16 protein-coding genes and 1 other RNA gene are annotated in these 22,764 nt (G+C 65.0%); 7 read left to right on the forward strand and 10 right to left on the reverse strand.

The features are described 5' to 3' along the window. Nucleotides 1-234 precede the first annotated feature (234 nt). From VC212_RS01230 to VC212_RS01245, 4 genes are read right to left on the reverse strand one after another with little or no spacing between them, the layout of a single operon-like run. Nucleotides 235-1,815 carry a DHA2 family efflux MFS transporter permease subunit gene (locus VC212_RS01230; protein WP_115512116.1) on the reverse strand — a complete coding sequence of 527 codons (1,581 nt, stop codon included), beginning with the start codon at nt 1,813-1,815 and terminating at the stop codon, nt 235-237. A 6-nt stretch (nt 1,816-1,821) separates the two neighbouring features. Then, a complete protein-coding gene (locus tag VC212_RS01235; protein WP_323514114.1) occupies nt 1,822-3,015 on the reverse strand; it encodes an efflux RND transporter periplasmic adaptor subunit in 1,194 nt (397 codons plus the stop codon). A gap of 10 nt (nt 3,016-3,025) precedes the next feature. After that, entirely contained in the window at nt 3,026-4,540 is a 1,515-nt protein-coding gene (locus VC212_RS01240; RefSeq protein ID WP_323514115.1) for an efflux transporter outer membrane subunit, read from the reverse strand. Continuing rightward, nucleotides 4,537-4,977 (reverse strand): MarR family transcriptional regulator, encoded by a 441-nt coding sequence (locus tag VC212_RS01245; RefSeq protein WP_316691754.1) that lies wholly within the window; start codon nt 4,975-4,977, stop codon nt 4,537-4,539. Before VC212_RS01245 ends, VC212_RS01240 begins: the two co-directional genes overlap by 4 nt. A gap of 122 nt (nt 4,978-5,099) precedes the next feature. Here VC212_RS01245 and VC212_RS01250 point away from each other — a divergent pair, with 122 nt between their 5' ends. From VC212_RS01250 to VC212_RS01260, 3 genes are all read left to right on the forward strand, one after another. After that, nucleotides 5,100-5,951: a helix-turn-helix transcriptional regulator gene (locus VC212_RS01250; RefSeq protein ID WP_055845056.1), complete on the forward strand. Its 852-nt coding sequence runs from the start codon at nt 5,100-5,102 to the stop codon at nt 5,949-5,951. Nucleotides 5,952-6,011: 60 nt separating this feature from the next. Continuing rightward, nucleotides 6,012-8,255, forward strand: a complete 2,244-nt coding sequence (gene parC / locus VC212_RS01255) for a DNA topoisomerase IV subunit A (RefSeq protein WP_323514116.1) — start codon at nt 6,012-6,014, stop codon at nt 8,253-8,255. Nucleotides 8,256-9,040: 785 nt separating this feature from the next. After that, nucleotides 9,041-9,697 carry a thiopurine S-methyltransferase gene (locus VC212_RS01260; protein WP_115527454.1) on the forward strand — a complete coding sequence of 219 codons (657 nt, stop codon included), beginning with the start codon at nt 9,041-9,043 and terminating at the stop codon, nt 9,695-9,697. A 286-nt stretch (nt 9,698-9,983) separates the two neighbouring features. Here VC212_RS01260 and bfr read toward each other — a convergent pair whose 3' ends face one another. Continuing rightward, nucleotides 9,984-10,469 (reverse strand): bacterioferritin, encoded by a 486-nt coding sequence (gene bfr / locus VC212_RS01265; protein WP_074059611.1) that lies wholly within the window; start codon nt 10,467-10,469, stop codon nt 9,984-9,986. A gap of 265 nt (nt 10,470-10,734) precedes the next feature. On the opposite strand from bfr, the gene VC212_RS01270 reads away from it, so the two are divergent. The 4 genes from VC212_RS01270 (at nt 10,735) to hpaM (ending at nt 17,345) form a co-directional block, all read left to right on the forward strand. Continuing rightward, nucleotides 10,735-13,140, forward strand: coding sequence for a penicillin acylase family protein (locus VC212_RS01270; protein ID WP_323514117.1), 2,406 nt, complete (start codon nt 10,735-10,737; stop codon nt 13,138-13,140). A gap of 470 nt (nt 13,141-13,610) precedes the next feature. After that, nucleotides 13,611-13,679, forward strand: a non-coding RNA gene (locus VC212_RS01275) — sX9 sRNA. Between the two features lie 171 nt (nt 13,680-13,850). After that, complete coding sequence (locus tag VC212_RS01280) at nt 13,851-15,992, forward strand: TonB-dependent siderophore receptor (RefSeq protein WP_323514118.1); 2,142 nt, start codon at nt 13,851-13,853, stop codon at nt 15,990-15,992. A gap of 300 nt (nt 15,993-16,292) precedes the next feature. Beyond that, the gene (hpaM, locus tag VC212_RS01285; protein WP_323514119.1) at nt 16,293-17,345 is read left to right on the forward strand and encodes a type III secretion-associated outer membrane-bound protein HpaM; all 1,053 of its coding nucleotides are present in this window, start codon (nt 16,293-16,295) and stop codon (nt 17,343-17,345) included. Nucleotides 17,346-17,411: 66 nt separating this feature from the next. Here the strand turns inward: hpaM and asnB are convergent, their stop codons facing one another. From asnB to dapD, 5 genes are all read right to left on the reverse strand, one after another. Continuing rightward, nucleotides 17,412-19,106 carry an asparagine synthase B gene (asnB, locus tag VC212_RS01290; RefSeq protein WP_055845080.1) on the reverse strand — a complete coding sequence of 565 codons (1,695 nt, stop codon included), beginning with the start codon at nt 19,104-19,106 and terminating at the stop codon, nt 17,412-17,414. Nucleotides 19,107-19,401: 295 nt separating this feature from the next. Continuing rightward, nucleotides 19,402-20,532 (reverse strand): succinyl-diaminopimelate desuccinylase, encoded by a 1,131-nt coding sequence (gene dapE / locus VC212_RS01295; protein WP_323514120.1) that lies wholly within the window; start codon nt 20,530-20,532, stop codon nt 19,402-19,404. Nucleotides 20,533-20,741: 209 nt separating this feature from the next. Continuing rightward, nucleotides 20,742-21,098: an arsenate reductase gene (locus VC212_RS01300; RefSeq protein ID WP_115512125.1), complete on the reverse strand. Its 357-nt coding sequence runs from the start codon at nt 21,096-21,098 to the stop codon at nt 20,742-20,744. Continuing rightward, on the reverse strand, nt 21,095-21,562 hold the full coding sequence (locus tag VC212_RS01305) for a hypothetical protein (RefSeq protein WP_323514121.1): 468 nt from the start codon (nt 21,560-21,562) through the stop codon (nt 21,095-21,097). Before VC212_RS01305 ends, VC212_RS01300 begins: the two co-directional genes overlap by 4 nt. Beyond that, a complete protein-coding gene (gene dapD / locus VC212_RS01310) occupies nt 21,559-22,755 on the reverse strand; it encodes a 2,3,4,5-tetrahydropyridine-2,6-dicarboxylate N-succinyltransferase (protein ID WP_323514122.1) in 1,197 nt (398 codons plus the stop codon). The genes VC212_RS01305 and dapD overlap by 4 nt, the downstream gene beginning before the upstream one ends. Nucleotides 22,756-22,764 lie beyond the last annotated feature (9 nt).

Below are 22,764 nucleotides of genomic sequence, written 5' to 3' on the forward strand. Positions count from 1 at the left end.
CGCACACCGACTATGCACGCCGACCATCTCCACTGATCCTTGCCCGCCCACCGTCGCGGGACCTTGCGCGGCATGGATGCCGCGTAAGAGCTTACAGGGACGTACTTGCAGCGTGTCCCGCGATGGTGGGCGGGCAAGGGCCCTGCAGCTAACTCGCAGATCACCGCTCTGCACTAGACCGGCGTGAAGTCGTTTGCTTAGCCGCTCGTAGTACAGCGCCTTGTCAGCCGGCGCCTAGTGCCCACCCGCCGCCGCTGCACCACCGGCACCTGCACCGAACGGCGGCTTCGCCAACCACAGGAAGAAGATGATCGCCAGGAAGGTCCAGCCAAGCAGATAGAAGATGTCGTTGAAGCCCATCTGCGAGGCCTGGTGGTTGATCATGTTGTTGAGCGAGGCCGCGCCGCGTTGCAGGTCGCCCTGGCCCATCGCAGTGACCTGTTCCTGCATGCCGGGCGTGTAGACCGAGATGTGTTCGGTGATGTGCGCGTGGTGCACTTGCGTGCGGCGCGCCCATAGATACGTGGTCAGCGATGCAGCAAAACTGCCGCCCAACGTCCGCAGGAACGTGGCCAGGCCGGAGCCGGCTGCGATCTCGCGCCCGTCCAGATCCGATAGCAGAATCTGCAGTACCGGCATGAAGAACAACGCCACGCCGACACCCATCACCAATTGCACGGTGGCCACGTGGCTGAAGTCCACCTGCAGGTTGAAGTTGGAGCGCAGGAAGCTGGTGAACGACAAAAAGATAAAGGCGACGGTGGCGAGCATGCGCAGATCGAACCGCAATGCGTACTTGCCCACGAACGGCGTCATCAACACCGGCAGGATGCCGATTGGCGCGGTGGCCAGGCCCGCCCAGATCGCGGTATAGCCCATGTCGCGTTGCAGCCACTGCGGGATCAACAGGCTCACGCTGAAGAACGCCGCATACGCCACCACCATCGCCAAGGTGCCGGCGCGGAAGTTGCGGTGCCGAAACAGTTTGAGATCGACGATGGGGTCCTTGTCGGTGAGTTCCCAGATCACGAACACCACCAGCGCCACGGCGGCGACACAGGCCAGCACCACGATCTTGTCGGACGAGAACCAGTCTTCGTCATTGCCCAGGTCCAGCACCAGCTGCAGCGCGCCCACGCCGACCACCAGCAGGATCAGGCCGATGTAATCCATGCGCGGTTTTTCGAGCTGTTCGGGGCGATGCCGCAACTGTGACCCCACAATACTGCTGGCGATGATGCCCAGCGGCACGTTGATCAGAAAGATCCATTCCCAGCTGTAGTTGTCGGTAATCCAGCCGCCCAGGATCGGGCCGGCAATCGGCGCGACCACGGTGATCATTGCGAGCAACGCCAGCGCCTGCCCACGTTTTTCGCGCGGGTAGATCGACACCAGCAAGCTCTGGGTGATGGGATACATCGGCCCGGCGACAAACCCCTGCAGCGCGCGTGCGACCACCAGCATGCCCATGCTCTGCGCAAGGCCGCACAACAGCGATGCCACGGTGAAGGCCAGCGTCGACCACACGAATAACTTGGTTTCGCCAAAGCGCCGGCTCAACCAGCCGGTCAGCGGCAACGCGATCGCCGTGCTCACCGCGAACGAGGTGATGACCCAGGTGGCCTGCTGCGAACTGGCGCCGAGATTACCGGCGATGGTCGGCAGCGAGACGTTGGCGATGGTGGTGTCCAGCACCTGCATGAACGAGGCCATGGCCAGACCCATGGTGCACAACGCCACGCTGGCCGGACGAAAGCCGGCAGCGGGCGCCGGCGCCGCCGGGCCGCCGGACGCGGTGGGAGCTTGCGAAGACATGGTGGCTTAGCCCGCCTTGCTGGCAGCCTGCGACGGCAGGTTGTCCTGGATGATGCGATGGATGTCGGCGTCGGCAGCCTGCAACTGCTGCGCATACACATCGGTGGAGAACACCGAGCCGGTCGCCAGCTTGGTCGGCAGCACGCTGCCCTGCTGGTCATGCAGATTGACGTCGACCTTCATCGACAAGCCAATGCGCAGCGGGCTGTCGGCCAGTTGCTTGCTGTCCACCGCAATGCGCACCGGCACGCGCTGCACGATCTTGATCCAGTTGCCGCTGGCGTTTTGCGCCGGCAACAGCGAGAACGCGCTGCCGGTGCCCAAGCCCAGGCTCTCGATGCGACCGGTGTAGTCGACGCCACCGCCGTACAGATCCGAATGCAGTTCCACTTCCTGGCCCAGGCGCATGTGCTTGAGCTGGGTTTCCTTGAAGTTGGCTTCCACCCACACCTGCTCCAGCGGCACCACCGCCATCAGCACGCTACCCGGCTGCACGCGCTGGCCAACCTGCGCCGAACGGCGTGCAACATAGCCGGACACCGGTGCCACCACACCGGTACGCGCGTGGTTGAGATAGGCCTGGCGCACCTGCGCTGCAGCCGCCTGCACATCCGGCTGATTGGACAACGCGCTGTCGTCGATCAGCGCACGGTTGCGCTCGAAGCTCTCGCGCGAGCCGCTCACTGCCGCTTCGGCGGCAGCCAGTTCTTCGCGGACATGCGCCAGTTCTTCGTTGGAGATGGCGCCGCTGGCAGCCAGATTCTTGCGTCGCGCAAAGTCGGCACGGGCGCTGCGCAAGGTGACTTCGCGTGCCGACAATTCGGCCTGCGCGCCTTCCACGCTGCGGTACAGACCACGCACCTGGCGCACGGTCTTGGCCAGGTTGGCTTCGGCCTGCTGCAACGCCACTGCGGTATCGGCCGGGTCCAGTTGCACCAGCAGCTGGCCGCGTTCGACGCGCATGCCGTCTTCGGCACCGATGCTGACCACCGTGCCGCCCACCATCGGGGTGATCTGCACCTGGTTACCCTGCACGTAGGCGTCGTCGGTGTCCTCGTACCAGCGGCCGACCAGGACGTACCACGTCACGATGCCGATGATCGCCAGGATCACCACAATGGCCACGATGCGCAGCGCCGCACGGCGCTTGCTCGGTGCGGCGGGCGCGGGTTGGGAAGAAGTTGGAGTCGTTTGGCTCATCGTCGATGTCTCAGGAATTCGGTTGTGCGGAAGTGGGCGCGGTGTGTGCGGTGTCGCGTGCGGGCTCCGGCGTGAATCCGCCGCCCAGCGCACGCTGCAACCTCACCGAGGCCAAAAGTTGTTGCGACTGCAGCCCGGCCATGCGCTGGCGTGCGACGAGCAATTGCTCCTGCACGCTGAGCACGTCCAGATAGCCGCCGATACCGGCGCGGTAGCGCTGCTGCGCCAGATCGAATGCCGCAGCAGCGGTCTGCACGGCATCGTCCTGCGCACGTGCGCGTTGCTCCAGCGAACGTACTGCGTTGGCCTGGTCGGCCACTTCGCGCAGCGCCGCGATCACTTTCTGGTTGTAGTCGGCCACCGCCAGGTCGTACTGCGCGTCGCTGCCGGCCAGACTGGCGCGCAGCTTGCCGCCGTCGAAAATCGGCAGGCTCAATGCCGGCGCAACCACGCCGAACACCGACGCGCTTTCCAGCAACTGGCCGACATCGCGGTTCACCACGCCGCCCAGGGCGATGATGTTGAAGCTGGGATAGAAGCGCGTCTTGGCTGTGGCGATGTCCTTGTCGGCCGCCTCCACGCGCCAGCGCGCAGCCACCACGTCCGGGCGACGGCCGAGCAGATCGGCCGGCAGGTTGCTCGGCAGCTGCGCGGCGATGGTCGCGCCCAGCACCGGGCGTGCGATGTCCAGCCCGCGGTCCGGGCCCTGGCCAAGCAACGCCGCCAGCGCGTTACGCGCCTCGTCGATCTGCTGCTGCGCCGACTGTACCTGCTGCTGTGCGGCCGGCACTCGGGCCTGCGCCTGACGCAGCTGCAGATCGCTGTCGATGCCGGCACTGCGGCGCTGCTGGGTGAGTTCCACGGTCTTACGCGAGCGCGCCAGTTCTTCGTCGGCCACATCGTGCAGACGCCAGGCGTAGTCGAGCTGCGCATAGGCTTCGGCGATCGCCGCCGACAGGTTAAGGCGCGCTGCCTGCGCATCCACCTCGGCCGCGTGCGCGGTGTCCACCGCCGCTTCCCAGGCGGCGCGCTTGCCGCCCCACAGGTCCACGCCGTAGCGGAAATCCACCACCAGCTGACCGTTACCGCCAAAGCGTCCGCCGCGTTCCTCACCGGCCACCGATTCCGGCAACTGCACGCCTGCGTAGCCGCCGGAGACCGACAGGCTGGGGCCGCGATCGGCCTGCGCGGTGCCGATACGGGCCTGTGCCTGGCGCAGGCGCGCGTCGGCGGCGTCGAGGCTGGGGCTGTGCTGCAGGCCTTCGCCGATCAGCGCATTCAATTGCGCATCGCCCAGCGCGCGCCACCAATCGCTAGCCGGCCATGCGGCCGGGCTCAGCCCGGCTTGCGCCAGGGTGCGCTCGGCATGCAACTGGCTGGCGTCGAGCACGGTGCCCTGCGGCGCCAGGCCACGGCTGCTGGCGCAGGCCGCCAGCGCCAGCGTCAACGCGGTAAGAACAAGCGGCCGCGCCAGGCGCATCGAGCGCGGGCGCAGCGTCTGGATGAAGGAACTAGCAGCGTTCATGAGTTGAGTGCATCGCGGACACGGATAAGAAGGGAGGTGAGTTGCTCGCGCTCAGGGGCATCCAGGTCGCGCAGGCCATGCTCGATCGCACGTTCGCCGCGCAAGCGCAGCCGTTCCCACAGCGCCACGCCCTGCTCGGTCATGACGATCTGCAGCGCGCGCCGGTCCTGGGCATGCGGCTCGCGCCGCACTGCGCCCAAGGCCTCTAGCTTGTCGAGCAGGCGGGTCACCGCGCTCGGCGTCTGGTCCAGCGCCTGCGCCAGTTCGTTGGCCGTGCAGGGCGAACGCACTGCCAGGATCTTCAAACCGACGTAGTGACTGAAACCGAAGTCGGGCAGCTCGCCCTTCATCTCGGCATCGAGCTGACGCATCAGCGCGTCGCGCACCTGGCGCAACAGCAACCCGAACGACGGCGGAGCGGTGGGGGTTGAATTCATGCGACACATTTTGTTCCGAAAAATATATTTGTCAACGCAAATATCTCAACCGGGATTAAACCGTCAGCAAGGATCGTCACCTTACGCGCCACACCGCCTGGCCCGGTAATACAATCAGGCCAATGACTATCGAAAACCCGCCAACGACCGTGGACGCCCTTCCCCCTGGCGTACGTGCCAGCTTCGAATGGGCCGACGGGCCGGTGCTGATCGCGTTCCTGGCCGACCTGCGCGCGGTGTGGGCGCCGGAGACCGCCTGGCATACGCATGTGCGCGGGCAGCTGATGTTTGTCGAGCAAGGCGTGCTGACTGTGCACACCGAGCAAGGCGCGCTGTCGCTGCCACCGGGCTGCGCCGGCTGGATGCCGCCCGGCCAGCAGCACACCGTGGAGCTGGCCGGTCCGATGCGCGGCTGGGGCGTGGTGGTGCGGCCGGACGCCTGCGCCGCCCTGCCTGCGCAAGGCGGCGTGATCCGGCTGACCGGGTTGGCGCGCGAAGCAATCATGCGCGCCGCAAGCTGGCCGCTGGATCAGCCGCTGGATACCGCCCAGCAGCGGCTGGCCGCGGTGCTGCTGGACGAGCTATGCCAGGTCCAGATCGACCACCTGCACCTGCCGATGCCGGCCGACCGCCGCCTGCTGCGGATTGCCCGGCAATTGCTCGCCACCCCCGCCGACCCGCGCCCGCTCGATGCCTGGGCCGATTGGGGCGGGCTGTCGCCGCGCAGCCTGAGCCGGCATTTTCGCGACGAGACCGGGTTGAGTTTTGCGCAGTGGCGCCAGCAGGCCCGGCTGGCCGAAGGCCTGCGCCGGCTCAGCCAGGGCAGCGCCGTGGCGCAGGTCGCCGACCAGCTCGGCTACAGCAGCCCCAGTGCCTTCGTCAGTGTGTTTCACCGCCATTTCGGCGCCCCGCCCACCCGTTATCTGGCCGCCGGCCACGCGCGCGGCTTGGCATCCCCCGCCGCATCCGGATAATCGGCGCTCTTCGAGTCCGCGCTCTGGTGCGGGTTCTTCTTTCGCAGGACCTGGCTTTACATGACCGATCTGACCCGCCCCACCTTCCACGGCTTCGAACAGCTGCCGCTGCGCGAGTACGCCGAACGCGCCTATCTCGATTATTCGATGTACGTGGTGCTCGACCGCGCCCTGCCGTTCCTGGGCGATGGCCTGAAGCCGGTGCAGCGCCGCATCATCTTCGCGATGAGCGAGCTCGGCCTGAACGCGGCCGCCAAGCCGAAGAAGTCCGCGCGCACCGTGGGCGATGTCATCGGTAAGTACCATCCGCACGGCGATAGCGCGTGCTACGAAGCGCTGGTGCTGATGGCGCAGCCGTTCTCGTACCGCTACCCACTGATCGAAGGCCAGGGCAACTTCGGCTCCACCGACGACCCCAAGTCGTTTGCGGCGATGCGTTACACCGAATCCAAGCTCACCCCAATCGCCGAAGTGCTGCTGGGCGAGATCAGCCAGGGCACCACCGACTGGGCGGCCAACTTCGACGGCACCCTGGAAGAGCCGACCTGGTTGCCGGCGCGCCTGCCGCACCTGCTGCTCAACGGCACCACCGGCATTGCCGTCGGCATGGCCACCGACGTACCACCGCACAACCTCAACGAGATCGTCAGCGCGCTGCTGCGCCTGCTCGACGACCCCGATGCCACGGTCGCCGAGCTGTGCGAACACGTGCTGGGCCCGGACTACCCGACCACCGCGGAGATCATTACCCCGGCCGCCGACCTGCGCGCCATCTACGAGACCGGCCATGGCAGCGTGCGCGCACGTTCCACCTATAAACGGGAACACGCCAACATCGTCATCGATGCGCTGCCGTATCAGGTGTCGCCGTCCAAGGTGATCGAACAGATCGCCCAACAGATGCGCGCCAAGAAGCTGCCGTGGCTGGAAGATATCCGCGACGAATCCGACCACACCAGCCCGGTGCGTGTCGTCCTGGTGCCGCGCTCCAATCGCGTGGATGCCGAGCAGTTGATGGGCCACTTGTTCGTCACCACCGATCTGGAACGCAGCTACCGCGTCAATCTCAATGTGATCGGTCTGGATGGCCGCCCGAAGGTCAAAAACCTGCGCCAGCTGCTGACGGAGTGGCTGACCTTCCGCAGCGACACCGTCACCCGGCGCCTCAACCATCGCCTGCAGAAGGTCGAGCGTCGCCTGCACCTGTTGGAAGGCTTGTTGATCGCTTTCCTCAATCTGGACGAAGTGATCCGCATCGTCCGCAGCGAAGACGAACCCAAGCCGGTGTTGATCGCCCGTTTCGCGCTCAGCGAGGAACAGGCCGAATACATCCTGGAAACCAAGCTGCGTCAGTTGGCGCGCCTGGAAGAAATGAAGATCCGCGGCGAGCAGGAAGCGCTGGCCAAGGAACGCGCGCAGTTGATGGCCATCCTGGAAAGCAAGACCAAGCTAAAGAAGCTGATCAAGGACGAGCTCACCGCCGACGCCAAGAAGTTCGGCGACGCGCGTCGCTCGCCGCTGGTGCAGCGCGGCGCGGCGCAAGCGATCGACGAAACCGAGATGGTCGCCAGCGAACCGATGACGGTAGTGCTGTCGGAAAAGGGCTGGGTGCGCGCAGCCAAGGGCCACGAGGTCGATCCGGCCGGCATGTCGTACCGCGATGGCGACAGCCTGCTGACCGCGGTGCGTAGCCGCAGCACGCATCAGGTGGCGTTTCTGGATTCGGACGGCCGCGCCTATTCCACTGCCGTGCATACCCTGCCATCTGCGCGTGGTAACGGCGAACCGCTGACCGGGCGTTTTTCGCCGGCCTCCGGCGCATCGTTCCAGGTCATGGCCAGTGCCGACAACGCCACCCGCTTCGTGCTGGCGTCCTCGCACGGCTACGGCTTCGTGACCCGTTTCGAAAACCTCACCGGCCGCAACAAAGCCGGCAAGGCGATGCTCAACCTGACCGCCGGCTCGCATGTGCTGAGCCCGGCGCAGGTGAGCAACCCGCAGACCGACCGCATCGTCGCCGTCACCAGCGCCGGCAACCTGCTGGCCGTGCTGGCCACCGACGTGCCTGAGCTGGACAAGGGCAAAGGCAACAAGATCATCGAGATCCCCAAGGCCAAACTCAGCACCGAGCGCGTGGTGGCGGTGGTCGCGGTGGCACCGGGCAACACCCTGCTGGTCCGCAGCGGCGCGCGCACCATGAGCCTGTCGTTCAAGGATCTGGACACCTATGTGGGCGCACGTGCGAGTCGTGGCTCGTTGTTGCCGCGAGGGTGGCAGAAGGTGGATGGACTGGAAGTGCAGTAACGGTCTGTCATCGCGGTGATGCACGGCGGCGCGGTTGGCATTATTGCCGCCGCCGCGTTTCACTGAGGCGCGGCAAAAGGTGGATGGCCTGGAAGTGCAGTAACGGCCTGTCATCGCGGTGATGCACGGCGGCGCGATTGGCACTGACGCTGAGCCCTGATTCACTGAGGCGCAACAAAAGGTGGACAGGCTGGAAGCTCAGTAACGGTGGTTCGCTGACGCGCCGCGCGACTGCACGTTGTCCGGGCGTTTTGAGTGGCTAATAAAATCACCGCCAGATAGGCGCGGCCGGCGTTGTGGTTCCTATCAGCACACGGCCAAATTGCAGGTGCGATGTCCTCAGCGCTCTCGGGACCCTGTGGCGACATGGATGTCGCCACGGAGTCTCCATGGATGGATATACGACGTGTCCCGCGAGCGCTGAGGGCATCGCGCCCTCGATCAGCTCGGCTTGGAACAACGAGACGACGCTGAAGCTCAAGCTCTGCCTCGCACGGTGCAGATGCGTCGGTTGTAGCGTGGTTGATCTGCGGATTTACTGCAGGGCCCTTGCCCGCCCACCATCGCAGGACACGCTGCAAGTACGTCCATGTAAGCTCTTATGCGGCATCCATGCCGCATAAGGTCCCGCGACGGCGGGCGGGCAAGGACCAGTCAAGATGGTCGGTGTGCATGTCGCGCGGATGCCCGGCGCGGTGCGGTCTGATCGGCTCCTTTAGATCTGAGATGTCACTGCTATTCCCGCCACCACGTCACTCGTCAACGCAAACCAACAAGGCAACAGCATGGACACAAATTTCTGGCTACAGCGCTGGCAGGACGGGCAGACCGGCTTTCATCAGGATGAGGTGATGCCGCTGTTGCAAAAGCACTGGCCCGCACTGCAGTTGCCACACGTTGCACGCGTATTGGTGCCGCTCTGCGGCAAGACGCTGGATATGCATTGGCTGGCTGCACAAGGCCATCGTGTCCTGGGTGTAGAGCTATCGCCGCTGGCCGTGACGCAGTTCTTCGATGAGGCCAACCTGCAACCGCAGGGCCACACCAGCAGCGCTGGCGAACATTTCGTCGCCGGCCCCATCGAGATCATCTGCGGCGACGCCTTTGCGCTGGACGCAAGCGTGTTGGCCGATTGCACGGCGGTTTACGACCGTGCCGCGCTGGTGGCCTTGCCGGCGGATCTGCGCCGGCAGTACTTGGAAACCACCTACGCGCGCTTGCCTGCAATGTGTCGCGGGCTGCTGATTACGCTGGATTATCCGCAAGCCGAAAAGGCCGGCCCACCCTTCGCGGTGGATGCGGCCGAAGTGCAGACGCTGTTTCAGGCGCAATGGCAGGTGCAGCAGTTGGAACAGCGCGACATCCTGGAGCAGGAACCGCGTTTCCGTGCCGATGGCGTCACCGCACTCTCCACCGCGGTGTATCGCCTGCAACGCAGCTGACACCCGGCCTCACCGCCGGTGTCGGCTACATCGCGGCTGACCGCAGGCAACGTCGAGACAAGGTCTGCAACGCCACTCTCGACGCCTGGACGGCCTTGACGAAAAACGCCGACACCAAGCCGGCGATCTATCTCAGCTCGACCAGCGGTAGAGCGATGAGATCAGCACATCCGATCGGGGCGCAATCGATGCATGGGCCGTCTATCGCGCTGGCCCATCTGCCGAGGCCACCTCAGCCACCGCCGCGCGGCCTTGCACCGCACAGCGGTCAACAGCGATCCCGCAATCAACCGGCCACGTGGCCCTTGTCGATCTTCGAGGTCTGGTACAGCTCCAGGCCGATCCGCTTGATCAGGCCGAGCTGCTGCTCCAGCCACCAGGCATGATCTTCTTCGGTGTCCTGCAGCTGCTTGAGCAGCATGTCGCGGCTGACGTAATCGCCGTGCTCTTCGCACAGCTTCATGCCGGCAGCGAGCGCCGCGCGTACTTCGTATTCCACCACCAAATCGCGCTCGAGCATCTCGACCACGGTCTTGCCTGGCGCAAACTCCGCGGGACGCATATCCGGGTCGCCTTCCAGGAACAGGATGCGACGCAGCAACGCGTCGGCGTGCTCGGTCTCTTCCTGCATCTCATGGTTGATGCGCTCGTACAGCGCCATCAGGCCCTGATCCTCGTAGCGGCGCGAATGCAGAAAATACTGGTCGCGTGCCGCCAGTTCGCCGCGTAGCAGCTGCTTGAGGTAATCGACGACTTCGGGATGGCCTTTCATGGTGTGCTCCAGCAACGCAATGCGCGCATGGTGCACTAAGCCGGCGGGCAATGATCTAATCGGAATCACTTTCAGTTGCGCTTGCGGCAAGACCCGTCGCGGTCATGATCTGCGGCCACACTGAGACGCCCCACACCACCACGGCGCAGCCGCAAACGGGCGGTATCGGCCGGCACTGCACTTGATGCGCCGGTGCTGCTGCTCCCGCCCCACTGCCCGCCCAGGTCTGTCGGCTACCCACGAACCACGCTCCAAGGAATAGACGATGCGCAAATGGCTGACCCGGCTGATGTTGGCAACTGTGGTGCTGGTGCTCGCCGCCGGCCTGACGCTGTATCTGCTGCTGCGCGGCAGCCTGGCGCAGTTGGACGGCGAGACGCCCTTGACCGGCCTGACCGCCCCAGTCGGCGTGCAGCGCGACCACAACGGCGTGGTCACCATCGACGCGGCCAGCCAGGCCGATGCGATGCGCGCACTCGGCTACGTGCATGCGCAGGAGCGCTATTTCGAGATGGATCTGATGCGCCGCGCGCCTGCCGGTGAATTGTCCGAACTGTTCGGCCCCAAAGCGGTGGATCTGGACAAGCGCAACCGCGTGCATCGGCTGCGCGCACGCGTGCATGCCAACCTGGACATCGCCGCCGGCAGCCAGCGCGCGGCTCTGCAGGCCTACACCGACGGCGTGAATGCAGGTCTGGCCGCGCTGCCGGTGCGGCCGTGGCCATATCTGCTGCTGCGCCAGACCCCGCGCGCCTGGACGTTGGACGACTCCATCCTCACCGGCCTGGCGATGTATGCCGACCTGCAGGACAGCGACAATCAGACCGAACTGGCTGCCGCGCGCATCCGCGCCGTGGTGCCGCCCGCCCTGGCGGCGCTACTCGATCATCAAGGCTCCAGCTGGGACGCGCCACTGTTCGGCGCCGCGCACGGCGATGCCGTGTTACCCGATGCGGCTGCGCTGGATCTGCGTCGCTTGCCGCATCCGCCCGCTACACCGCCTGCCGAGCAACCCACCCCGGGCAGCAATAATTTTGCAGTGGATGGCAGCCTCACTGCCGACGGCCGCGCCATCGTCGCCGACGACATGCATCTGGGCCTGCGCGCGCCCAATATCTGGTTCCGCGCGCGGCTGCGCTATCCCGACGCCGCGGCGGCAGACGGCAAGGTGGACGTCACCGGCTTCACCCTGCCCGGCCTGCCCGCGGTGGTGGTCGGCAGCAATGGCCATGTGGCCTGGGCGTTCACCAACAGCTATATCGACACCGCCGACTTTGCGCGGATTCCCGCCGCCACGCCCGAGCATCCGCAAGCGCTGACCACGCATGTGGAAACGATTCGTGTGGCGGGCGCGGCGCCGGTGCGCCTGGACGTACGCGAAACGGCGTGGGGGCCGATCCTGCATGAAAACCCGGATGGCAGCCTGCTGGCGCTGCGCTGGGCCGCGCAGCTGCCCGGCGCAATCCGTCTGGACTTCGCACAGATGAGCAGCGCACGCGACCTGCAGAGCGCATTTGAAGTGGCCGACCGCTCGGGCATTCCGGCACAGAACCTGTTGCTGGCCGACCGCAGCGGGCGCATCGCCTGGCGCCTGATCGGCGCACGTCCTGCACGCAACGCCGGATGCGGCCCGACCGGCATTGCCGAGCTTGCGCCCCCCGCAGCGCAGCCGACCTTGCCCACACCTCCTGCGCAGACCGGCACACCACCTGCCACCTGCATGCCATGGCCGGTGCGCAGCGATGCGGCGCCGGCATTGGTCGACCCGCCCTCGCATCGGCTATGGACAGCCAATAGCCGCGTGGTCGATACGCAACAACTGGCCACGCTTGGCAATGCCGGCTACGACCTCGGCGCGCGTGCGCAGCAGATCCGCGACGACTTGTTCGCAAAGCAGCGCTTTAGCGAGCGCGATCTGCTAGCGATCCAGCTGGACGACCGTGCGCTGTTGCTGACGCGGTGGTGGCAGCTGTTGCGCAGCGTTGTCGAGCACAGCAAAGACCCGGCGTTGCAGCAGATCGAACAAGCAACGCGCCAGTGGGATGGCCATGCATCCACCACGTCGGCCAGCTACCGCATCGTGCGCGATTTCCGCAGCAAGACCATCGATGCGGTAGAAGCCGGTCTGCTGGCGCCCGCCCAATCCGCATTGGGCGAGCAGTTCCTGACGCCGCGCCGCGCACAGCTGGAAGGCATCGTCTGGCCGATCTTGCAGCAGCGCCCCGCCAACCTGCTGCCGCCTGCCTTTGCAAGCTGGGACCAATTGCTGAGCGATGCTGCACGCAATGCGCAAGCAGAGTTGGTGGCGCAGGCCGACCCAGGCCAGCCACTCGACAAACGCACCTGGGGCGAGCGCAACACCGCCGCCATCTGCCACCCGATCGCCCGCGCGCTGCCGGCATTGGCCGCGCGCTGGCTATGCATGCCGGCCGACCAACTCCCAGGCGACCGCGACATGCCGCGCGTCCAGGGTCCGGCCTTTGGCGCCTCCGAACGCATGGTGGTGTCGCCCGGCCACGAGCAGGACGGCATCGTGCACATGCCCGGCGGCCAGAGCGGCCACCCACTATCGCCGTTCTGGGGCGCCGGCCACGACGACTGGGTCCACGGCCGTCCGACTCCGTTCCTGCCGACCACCACAACCCACACGCTGCGTTTGCAGCCGCAGTAAGCGCGCTGGCGTTGTCCGATCTGTCGGATACCGGTCTCGATGCAAGCGAAGAATGATTGAGCTGCAGTAGCACCTCTCCTGCGGGAGACCTGCCGACCACCACAACGCACACGCTGCGTTTGCAGCCGCAGTAGGCGCGCTGGTGTTGTCCGATTTGTCGGATACCGGTCTCGACGCAAGCGAAGAAATGGTCGAGCCGCAGTAGCCCCTCTCCTGCGGGAGAGGGGTTGGGGTGAGGGTACGTGCGCACGCATGCGACCGATGGCATGCGATGCGACGCATCCTCGGCTTGTTGCAAGCGGCTTGTGCATGACAAACACCACGAGGCTTCGTGTGTCCCCTCATCCGCCCTTCGGGCACCTTCTCCCATCGGAAGCAGGAGAGCGCTGCACTTCTGACGCCTGCATTTAGAACAGCTAACAAAAGGACTGTGCAGCCACCAGGCGGGCGCGGCCGGTGCTCGATGCGGTATGGACCACGCGTACGCTCCGGTTACTCCGCGCCCCCGCCTGACGACTGCTCGCTACGTTCTGTTAGCCACGCCTATGAGGTGCGTTTGGCGTTTGGCGTTTGGCGTTTGGCGTTTTGGATGCTGCACCTCGCACATCTGCACGTTTCAGCGTCCAGGCATCCGCACGGCTGGCAGGGCATGTGATCAAGCGAGCACATCATGATAAGATGCATTTGATAACCATTATCATTAACGACCAATGCGCCCCACGCTTCTTGTCACCGCGCTGACCGCTGCGCTCGCCCTGCCCTCGCCCTCCGCTTTCGCTCAGCACACCAGCACCTCGCCTGCGGTCACCGAACTGGATGGCGTCAACGTGGTCGGTCGGGCGCAGACGTTATACAAATCCGACGATGCAGCGGTCGCCACGCGTACCGACACGCCGCTGGCGCTGGTGCCGCAATCGGTGCAGGTGCTGCCGCGCGAGTTGATCGACGACCAGGCCGCGCGCCAGATCACCGATCTGTATCGCAGCATCAGCGGCATCAGTTTCTTCAGCTACGCGGGCGTCACCTTGCGGGGTTTTCGCCAGGAAAACGTGCTGTATGACGGTCTGCGTGGCGATCCGTATGCCGGTTTTTCGGTGCCGCAGCTGTTCAACATCGAACGCGTGGAAGTGCTCAAGGGTCCGGCCGGTGCGTTGTATGGCGGCGGCGAACCCGGCGGCGTCATCAATTACGTCACCCGCAAGCCTGCGCACCAGCCGCAGCGGCGGGTGGAGCTGCAGCTGGGCAATCAATCGTTCGGCGCAGCGTCGTTCGAAGCCACTGGTCCGGCACGCGAAGACGGCCGCATCCGCTATCGCATCGGCGCCTATGCCGATGGCGAGGATGGCTTTCGCCGGAACACCGATAGCCAAAGCCAGATCGGCGATGCCTCGGTGGCCTTCGATGTCGGCGACACCGGCGAGCTCACCCTGCAATACACCGATATCACCCAGAACCTGGGCGGCAATCGCCTGCGCGGCGTGCCGGTCGATGACGACGGCAACTTCCTCACCGACCGTCGCTGGAACCACAACGAGCCCACCGATTTTCTCGACATGCGCGCCAAGGTCGCCTTCGCGCAGTATCGGTTTGCACCCTCCAGCGCGTGGGATGTGGACATGGCGCTGCGCTGGTTCAAAAACGATGAGCATCAGATCTATCACGAGCCGATGGGCTTGATCGACCGCGATCGCGACGGCACCGCCGAGTGGATGACGCGGCAGTTGCGCAACCAGTACCGCGACAACGATGCCATTTCCAGCAACGTCAATGCGGTGTTCCGCACCAGCACCGGTGCCATCGCACACAAGCTGCTGATGGGCGCCGATTACTATCGACTGGACGCCGATTTCCGCGCACAAACAGCCAACACCGCAGATAGCGGACGCGTGCGCGGGCCGGTGCCGGGCATCGACCTGTTCAACCCGGTCTACGGGCGCAGCGGCTTTTACGATTACGGCCTGGACACGCTGCCCTGGCGTGCCACCAGCACGCGTAGCCTGCGCTACGGCGCGTATTTACAGGACGAACTGACGTTGACCCCACGCTGGTATGCGATGGCCGGACTGCGCTGGGATGGCTTCAAGGACGACAACCTGCTAGATGGTTCGCGCATCACCGGCAACGACCTCAGCTGGCGCGTGGGCAGCACTTTCGTGCTGCGCGATGGCGTCAATGCCTATGCGAGTTATGCCAGCGGGTTTGTGCCGCAGGACGCGGCAAATCAGGATGCGAGCGTCGGCGGGCCGTTCGACCCGGAGCGCAGCAAGCAATGGGAGCTTGGCCTGAAGACCGCGCTCAACGATGGCGGGCTGACGCTCAACACCGCGCTGTATCGCATCGAGCGCAGCAACATCGTGCAGGCCAATGGCAGCGTCGTCGATGGCGTCAACCAACTATCTGCGCTGGGCCTGGTGCGCAGCGAAGGGCTGGAGGTCGACCTGCTGGCAGATCTGACCCAGCGCTGGGTGCTCAACCTGACCTACGCCTACAACGATGCGCGCGTGCTCGATGCCGGTAGCGACGGCATCACCAATGCATCGGGCGATCGCTTCGCCAACGCACCGCGCAACACGCTCGGGCTGTGGACCCGCTACGACTTGCCGGCCTGGCGCTCGGCGGTGGCCTTCGGCGCCGACTATGTGGGCGAGCGCGTCAGCCTGGACGGCCAGCGCGTGAAGCCGTACGCCATCTACGACATCAGCTGGCAGACGCAATGGGACGCATGGAAGCTGCAGATCAACGTCAAGAATCTATTCGACAAGGTGTACGCGATGAGCGGCTTCAATGCGCGTGGCGGGCACTTTCCGGGCGAGCCGCGACGCATCTATGCGCAGTTGGCCTATACCTTCTGAGCGCGGCGACTCGTCGCTCAAACATCTGCAGCACGGACGCTTGCAACGCCGACGTCGCCCTCCGGCAAGCATCGCCATCACGATCACGCTTGCGTCCATGCAACACGCACTCGCCACCACCGCAACTGCGCGTTGAAGCACAGTTGCACTGCGCACGATTGCCACGCAATGAACCTGCGCCGAATCGCGCAGGCCGTCATGGGCTGGAACTTAACGTTCGGTGGGACACACTAGAGGCCGTCGCGATCTGAAGATCTCTCCACACCGATCGCACCCCTCCCCTCACTGACCGGAATCCGCATGCCTCAGCTTGCCCGCTCCGTTTCCGCCCTGTTGCCCTTGGTGTTTGCAGCCGCCTGCTCGGCCGCACCACCGGCCACATCCGGCCCACCCGACGCGCCTGTCGCCAGCTGCACCGCCAAGGTGAAGCCGGGGCAGGATCTGCAAAAGGCCATCGATAAACTCCCGCAAGGCGATACGCCGTCGGTGTTGTGCCTGGAAAAAGGCGAATTTCCGCTGCGTGGGCTGATCTCGATCCACCGCGGCAACCTGACCTTGCGCGGCAAAGGCCCAAGCACGGTAGTGCGTATGGCCGATGGCGTGCAGCAACCGGCACTGGTGGTGGGCGACTACGAAAATCAGCAGCCGACCGGTGTAATCCGCAATGTCAGCATCGAAGACATGCAGATCGTTGCCAGCACCGGCGACAAGGAATTCATGCCCGAGCGCCCGTACTTGAGCAACAGCGCGGTGGTGGTGCGCTCCGGCCAAGGCATTCGCCTGGCGGGGTTGCAGGTCAACAAGTGCCGTAGCGCCTGTCTGTTGAGCGAATACGACACGCGCGAGATCACCATTGAAAACAACGATGTGTCTGGCGCGATCTGGGACGGCGTGTCGTTCAACCGCACCGCCAAGGTCACCATGGTCAACAACTACATCCACGACAACGTGGCGGCCGGGTTGACCACCGAACATCTGGAAGACAGCGAGATCCGCAACAACCGCTTCGAACGTAACGGCAGCCAGGGCATCTATCTGTCCGATGCGCGGCGCAACCGCTTCAGCAACAACGTGTTCGATGGCAACAAGGTGGCCGGCGTGTTCCTGGCCTGCGCCATCCGCTATCGCACGCCGGAAATCCTGTGCTGGGACAACAGCATGAGTCAGGACAACGTGTTCGAGAACAACCGCTTCTCCAATACGCCGTTCACCTACACCATCGGTGTGGACCGTGCCGCCAACTGCACCGCGGCCGACTTCAAGCCCAACCTGTGGCGCAACAACCAGGCCGATGTGGCCGGTGTGGATATCGAGCCGCAGCGCTACGGCTATTGCGTGCGCCACGAGCAATAAACACGTGCACTACAGAGCGGCCGGCAGCGCGTTGGCGCATGCCGGCTGCTGCAGTTGCAACGCGCGTTATGAGGCCAGTGCCTGTTCGTGCACGCCGGCGATCGCACGGCCCGACGGGTCGGCCATCGCGGCAAAACTCGCATCCCAGGCAATCGCGGTCGGCGACGAGCACGCAATCGACTTGCCGCCCGGCACCGTTTCTGCCGCCGCCTGGCTCGGGAAAAACTGCTCGAACAGGCTGCGATAGAAATACGCTTCCTTGGTCTGCGGCGGGTTGACCGGAAAACGCCGGTCGGCCGCAGCCAGCTCGCGGTCGCTCACATGCGCGGCGGCATGCGCCTTGAGCCCATCGATCCAGCCGTAGCCCACGCCATCGCTGAACTGCTCTTTCTGCCGCCACAGGATCGATTCCGGCAGATAACCGGCGAACGCTTCGCGCAGCACGCCCTTTTCCATACGCGTGGCGCCGGTGCTGGTCTTGTCGATCATCTTGAAGCTGGCATCCATGCGCATGGCCACATCCAGGAACTCGCGGTCCAGGAACGGCACGCGTGGCTCAACGCCCCAAGCCATCATCGACTTGTTGGCGCGCAGGCAATCGAAGTTGTTGAGTGCATCCAGCTTACGTACCAATTCCTCATGGAATTCGCGCGCGTTCGGTGCCTTGTGGAAATACAAATAGCCGCCAAAGATTTCGTCGCTGCCTTCGCCAGACAGCACCATCTTGACGCCCATCGCCTTTATGCGCCGCGCCAGCAGAAACATCGGCGTGGACGCGCGAATGGTGGTGACGTCGTAGGTTTCGATGTGGCGGATCACTTCAGGCAACGCGTCCAGGCCTTCTTCGAAAGTGTATTCGAACCCGTGGTGCACGGTGCCCAGCGCTGCGGCGGCCACTTCTGCAGCGGCAAGATCGGGCGAGCCTTTCAGGCCGATCGCGAACGAATGCAGCCGCGGCCACCACGCTTCGGTGGTGTCGTTTTCTTCGATGCGATGCCGTGCATAGCGCGCGGCGACGGCTGCAACCAACGACGAATCCAGGCCGCCCGAGAGCAACACGCCGTATGGCACGTCGGTCATCAACTGACGATGCACCGCCCGCTCGAAGGCTTCGCGCAATTCCTGCAGTTGCACCTGCACGCCTTCCACTTCGCCGTATTCGCGCCAGGCGCGTTCGTAGTAGCGGCTCAATGCACCGGTGGCGCTGTCGTACCAATGGCCCGGCGGAAACTGTGCGGCATCGGCGCAATCGTCCACCAACGATTTCAGCTCGGAGGCCACGCGCAGGCGGCCTTCGCGATCGTGGCCCCAGTACAGCGGCACCACGCCGATCGGGTCGCGCGCAATGATCACGCGCCCGGCCGCCTTGTCCCACAGTGCGAACGCAAAGATGCCGTTGAGGCGGTTGAGATACGAAGCCGGTGCATCTTCGCGATACAGCGCGTTGATCACCTCGCAATCGGAACCGGTCTGGAAGGCGTACGGCTGCTGCAGCTCCTGCTTGAGTTCGCGATGGTTATAGATTTCGCCATTCACCGCCAAGGCCAGCTGCCCATCTTCGGAGAGCAAGGGCTGCGAGCCGCCGGCCGGGTCGACGATGGCCAGCCGCTCGTGCACCAGGATTGCGCCGGTGTCGACATACACGCCGCTCCAGTCCGGACCGCGATGCCGCTGCCGCTGCGAACATTCCAGCGCCTGCCGGCGCAGGGCCTGCAGATCGTCGCCGGGTTGCAGGCCGAAAATGCCGAAGATGGAACACATGGAGACACTCCTGATCAAACTGCGGGGATGGATGGCCGATGGACGAGCATGCTGCTTGGAAGTGACGCCCAAAAAAAAACCCGCATCGGCCGATGCGGGTTTTCTGATTCCTGGGCGTTTGGATGTACTTCGCCTAGTCGCAGACCCGCATCGGCCGCGCACGATTATTCGCGCGCAGCGTGTTGCGGTTGGCGTTATTAAGCTTGGCGAGGTGGATGACCATGTAACCGACGCTAACCGTTCGTTTTCGCTGGCGCAACTGTTTCAGCGGCAACGACGGCGACGCAGCGCTTGCTCAACCGATCAACAAGCGTTTGACAAGCGTGCGGTACAGCGACGGCAACGCCCCCAGATCGGCCACGCGCACATGCTCGTCGACTTGGTGGATCGACGCGTTGACCGGGCCGACCTCGATGCATTGCGCGCCCAGCGGCGCGATGAAGCGCGCATCGGAGGTGCCACCGCCGGTGCTCTCCTCCGGCGGCGCGCCAGCGAACTGGCCCAACACTTCGCGCGCGACGCTGCGCAGGCGCCCCTCCGGGGTGTAGAACGGCTCGCCGCTGCGGTGCCAGCGCACGCTGTAATCCAGCGCATGGCGATCCAGCACTGCGGTGATTTCTGCCTCCAGCCGCGGCGCATCCCACTGCGGGGTGTAACGCAGATTGAAGGCCACCTGCAGCTCGCCGGGGATCACGTTGTTGGCACCGGTGCCGGCATGGATGTTGGAAATCTGCAGACTGGTGGGCGGGAAACTTTCGAACCCGTCGTCCCAGCGCCGTGCGACCAATTCGGCCAACGCGGGCGCTGCCAGATGGATCGGGTTGCGCGCCTTGTGCGGATACGCCACATGGCCCTGCACGCCGTTGACGGTCAGCGTGCCGGACAGGCTACCGCGGCGTCCAACCCGCAGCAGGTCGCCCAGTCGCTCGGTGGACGATGGCTCGCCGGTGATGCACCAATCGATCGCTTGCCCACGTTCGCGGAACAGATCGGCCACACGCCGCACGCCATCGATGGCATCGCCTTCCTCATCGGAGGTCAACAACACCGCCAACGTACCGGGGTGCTCCGCATGGGCCGCAACAAACTGCTCGGCGGCAATCACGAAGGCAGCCACGCTGCCTTTCATATCGGCGGCACCACGCCCGTACAGCACGCCATCGCGGATCTGCGGATCGAACGGATCGCTGGTCCACGCTTCGCGCGGGCCAGGCGGCACCACATCGGTATGCCCGAGCAGCACCAGCACCGGCGCGCCGCTCCCGTGCGTGGCCCACAGATTGTCGACCTCACCCAAGCGCAGGTGCTCGCAGGCGAATCCGGCAGCGGCCAGGCGCTGCGCGATCACGGCCTGGCAGCCGGCATCCACCGGGGTCACCGAGGCGCGCGCAATCAAATCACGGGTCAGATCCAGCACATCACTCATCGAAACATCACCATAGCGAGGCCGCACCAGCGGCGTGGATGGATCATGGACAGCGTAGAGCAAGCGCACTGACCAGGTCCGCGCCGCGCGCGGTGCGTCGTGGTACTGCGGTCTACGCTGCAGCAAGCTGCAACCAGCATGGCCGTCTTTCGCCACCGCAGCAGCCACCGCTGCGGCGGCATTGCCGGCAGCGTCGCGACTGCAGCTGCTCAGCCCACACCAAACGCTTTCTTGAAGCCGTTATCGGAAAAGCCCTGGGTCAATGCACCATCATCGGTGACGACCACCGGCCGGCGGATCAACTGCGGGTACTCGCGCAATAACAGCTTCCACTCCGCCTCCGAGCCGGGCGCCTTCTTGTTGTCGGGCAGCTGCCGCCAGGTGGTGGACGACTTGTTGATCAAGGCATCGAATCCACCCGCTTTGCCGGCCCACTCCAACAGTGTCTCCGGCGAGGGCTTGTTGTCGCGGTAATCCACAAACGAGTAAGCGACACCGAAGCGGTCCAGCCACTTGGTGGCCTTCTTGCAGGTGTCGCAGTTCTTCAATCCATACAACGTGGTCATGTCGTGCTCTCTTCAACTGCATGGTGCGCGCCTGCACGCGCCAGCAAGGTGGTGGCCAACGCGGTGGGGTCTTGCCCGCGCGCAGGCAGGAACACCACCCGTGCGCGCTCACCGTGGAATTTCAACGCCAGCCGCACCGGTGGAACCAGCCAGGCCGGATCGACCGCACGCAACTGTGCAAGGTCCACACGCTGCGACCGCCCCTGCTGCACGATCTCCAGTGCATCGCCGGCATCGCGCACCTGCGCCCATCGCCTGCACAACACGATATGCCGCACGGTCAGCCCAAGCATGGCGACAGGCGCCAGCCAGCGCAGCACGTCCAGCTGCTGCGGCACGCCGTCGCGCGCCAGCGAGCCCGCCACGTAGACCGCAGCCCATCCCAGCCACAGGGCCGGGATGCCCCACCGGATCCAGCCACTGCCCGGACGCGACAGCAGGGTGCCGGCGGATGCGGTACTCAATCGGCCAGACCGCGCAGCAGCTCGTTAACGCTGGTCTTGCTGCGTGTCCTGGCATCCACCTGCTTGACGATCACTGCGCAATACAGCGAATGCGAGCCGTCCTTGGACGGCAGCTGGCCAGACACCACCACGCTGTACGGCGGCACATAGCCGTAAGAAATCTCGCCGGTAGCGCGGTTGTAAATACGCGTGCTCTGCGAAATGAACACGCCCATGCCGATCACGCTGTGATGGCCGATGACCACGCCTTCGACCACTTCCGACCGCGCGCCGATGAAGCAATGGTCTTCGATGATGGTCGGGCTGGCCTGCAGCGGTTCGAGCACGCCACCGATGCCGGCACCGCCGGACAGATGGCAGTGCTTGCCGATCTGCGCGCACGAGCCCACCGTGGCCCAAGTGTCAACCATGGTGCCTTCGCCGACATAGGCGCCGATATTGGTGAAGCTCGGCATCAGCACCACGTCCTTGCCGAAATAGGTGCCGCGACGCGCGACCGCACCGGGCACCACGCGCACGCCGGCCTTGCGGAAGTCGGCTTCATGGAAGCCGGCAAAGCGCGATTCCACCTTGTCCCAGAACGGCGCCGGCTGGGCGTCGATTACCGCCATCTCGTTGACGCGGAAATACAGCAGCACAGCTTTCTTCAACCACTCGTTGACGGTCCAGCCGCCCTGCCCGTCCGGCTCGGCCACGCGGAATTCGCCGCTCTCCAGGCCATCGATCACGCGGGTGACGATCGCGCGGGTGGAGCCGTCGATCTCATCCATCGTCAAGGTGGCACGGCGCTCGAAGGCGCTTTCGATGCCGAACTTCAGTTCATCGCTGCCCACATGGGATGCCGCGCTCTGCACGGCCTGCTCGGCAATCGGCCGTTTCTTTGCAGCGGCCGCTTTCTTTGCAGCTGGCGCCGACACCACGCCGGTCGCCTGCCTGGCCACGCGCGGTGCATCGGCCGTCTTCTTTGCAGCGATTTTCTTTACAGCAGCCTTGTTTACAGCGGTGTTCTTGACCGGCGCGGTCTTGACCGCCGCCGTCTTGACGGCGCCCTTCTTGCCGACGCTCGCGACCGGTTTGGTCGTGTCTGCTGCGGGCGTCTTGCCGGCCTTGGCGGTGGAGGTGGCTGCGCGCTTGGGTGCGGCGCTGGCGGTGGTCGCGCCGGGCTTTCGCGCGGTCTTCTTGGTGGTGGCCATGGGGGTCTC

The organism is Xanthomonas sp. WHRI 8932A, assembly GCF_035012785.1.
GTDB lineage: Bacteria > Pseudomonadota > Gammaproteobacteria > Xanthomonadales > Xanthomonadaceae > Xanthomonas.

What these genes read in the sequence shown, in the direction of transcription:
- VC212_RS01230 (WP_115512116.1), bottom strand. Translation starts at nt 1,815, where the DNA reads ATGTCTTCGCAAGCTCCCACCGCGTCCGGCGGCCCGGCGGCGCCGGCG.
- VC212_RS01235 (WP_323514114.1), bottom strand. Translation starts at nt 3,015, where the DNA reads ATGAGCCAAACGACTCCAACTTCTTCCCAACCCGCGCCCGCCGCACCG.
- VC212_RS01240 (WP_323514115.1), bottom strand. Translation starts at nt 4,540, where the DNA reads ATGAACGCTGCTAGTTCCTTCATCCAGACGCTGCGCCCGCGCTCGATG.
- VC212_RS01245 (WP_316691754.1), bottom strand. Translation starts at nt 4,977, where the DNA reads ATGAATTCAACCCCCACCGCTCCGCCGTCGTTCGGGTTGCTGTTGCGC.
- VC212_RS01250 (WP_055845056.1), top strand. Translation starts at nt 5,100, where the DNA reads ATGACTATCGAAAACCCGCCAACGACCGTGGACGCCCTTCCCCCTGGC.
- parC (WP_323514116.1), top strand. Translation starts at nt 6,012, where the DNA reads ATGACCGATCTGACCCGCCCCACCTTCCACGGCTTCGAACAGCTGCCG.
- VC212_RS01260 (WP_115527454.1), top strand. Translation starts at nt 9,041, where the DNA reads ATGGACACAAATTTCTGGCTACAGCGCTGGCAGGACGGGCAGACCGGC.
- bfr (WP_074059611.1), bottom strand. Translation starts at nt 10,469, where the DNA reads ATGAAAGGCCATCCCGAAGTCGTCGATTACCTCAAGCAGCTGCTACGC.
- VC212_RS01270 (WP_323514117.1), top strand. Translation starts at nt 10,735, where the DNA reads ATGCGCAAATGGCTGACCCGGCTGATGTTGGCAACTGTGGTGCTGGTG.
- VC212_RS01280 (WP_323514118.1), top strand. Translation starts at nt 13,851, where the DNA reads ATGCGCCCCACGCTTCTTGTCACCGCGCTGACCGCTGCGCTCGCCCTG.
- hpaM (WP_323514119.1), top strand. Translation starts at nt 16,293, where the DNA reads ATGCCTCAGCTTGCCCGCTCCGTTTCCGCCCTGTTGCCCTTGGTGTTT.
- asnB (WP_055845080.1), bottom strand. Translation starts at nt 19,106, where the DNA reads ATGTGTTCCATCTTCGGCATTTTCGGCCTGCAACCCGGCGACGATCTG.
- dapE (WP_323514120.1), bottom strand. Translation starts at nt 20,532, where the DNA reads ATGAGTGATGTGCTGGATCTGACCCGTGATTTGATTGCGCGCGCCTCG.
- VC212_RS01300 (WP_115512125.1), bottom strand. Translation starts at nt 21,098, where the DNA reads ATGACCACGTTGTATGGATTGAAGAACTGCGACACCTGCAAGAAGGCC.
- dapD (WP_323514122.1), bottom strand. Translation starts at nt 22,755, where the DNA reads ATGGCCACCACCAAGAAGACCGCGCGAAAGCCCGGCGCGACCACCGCC.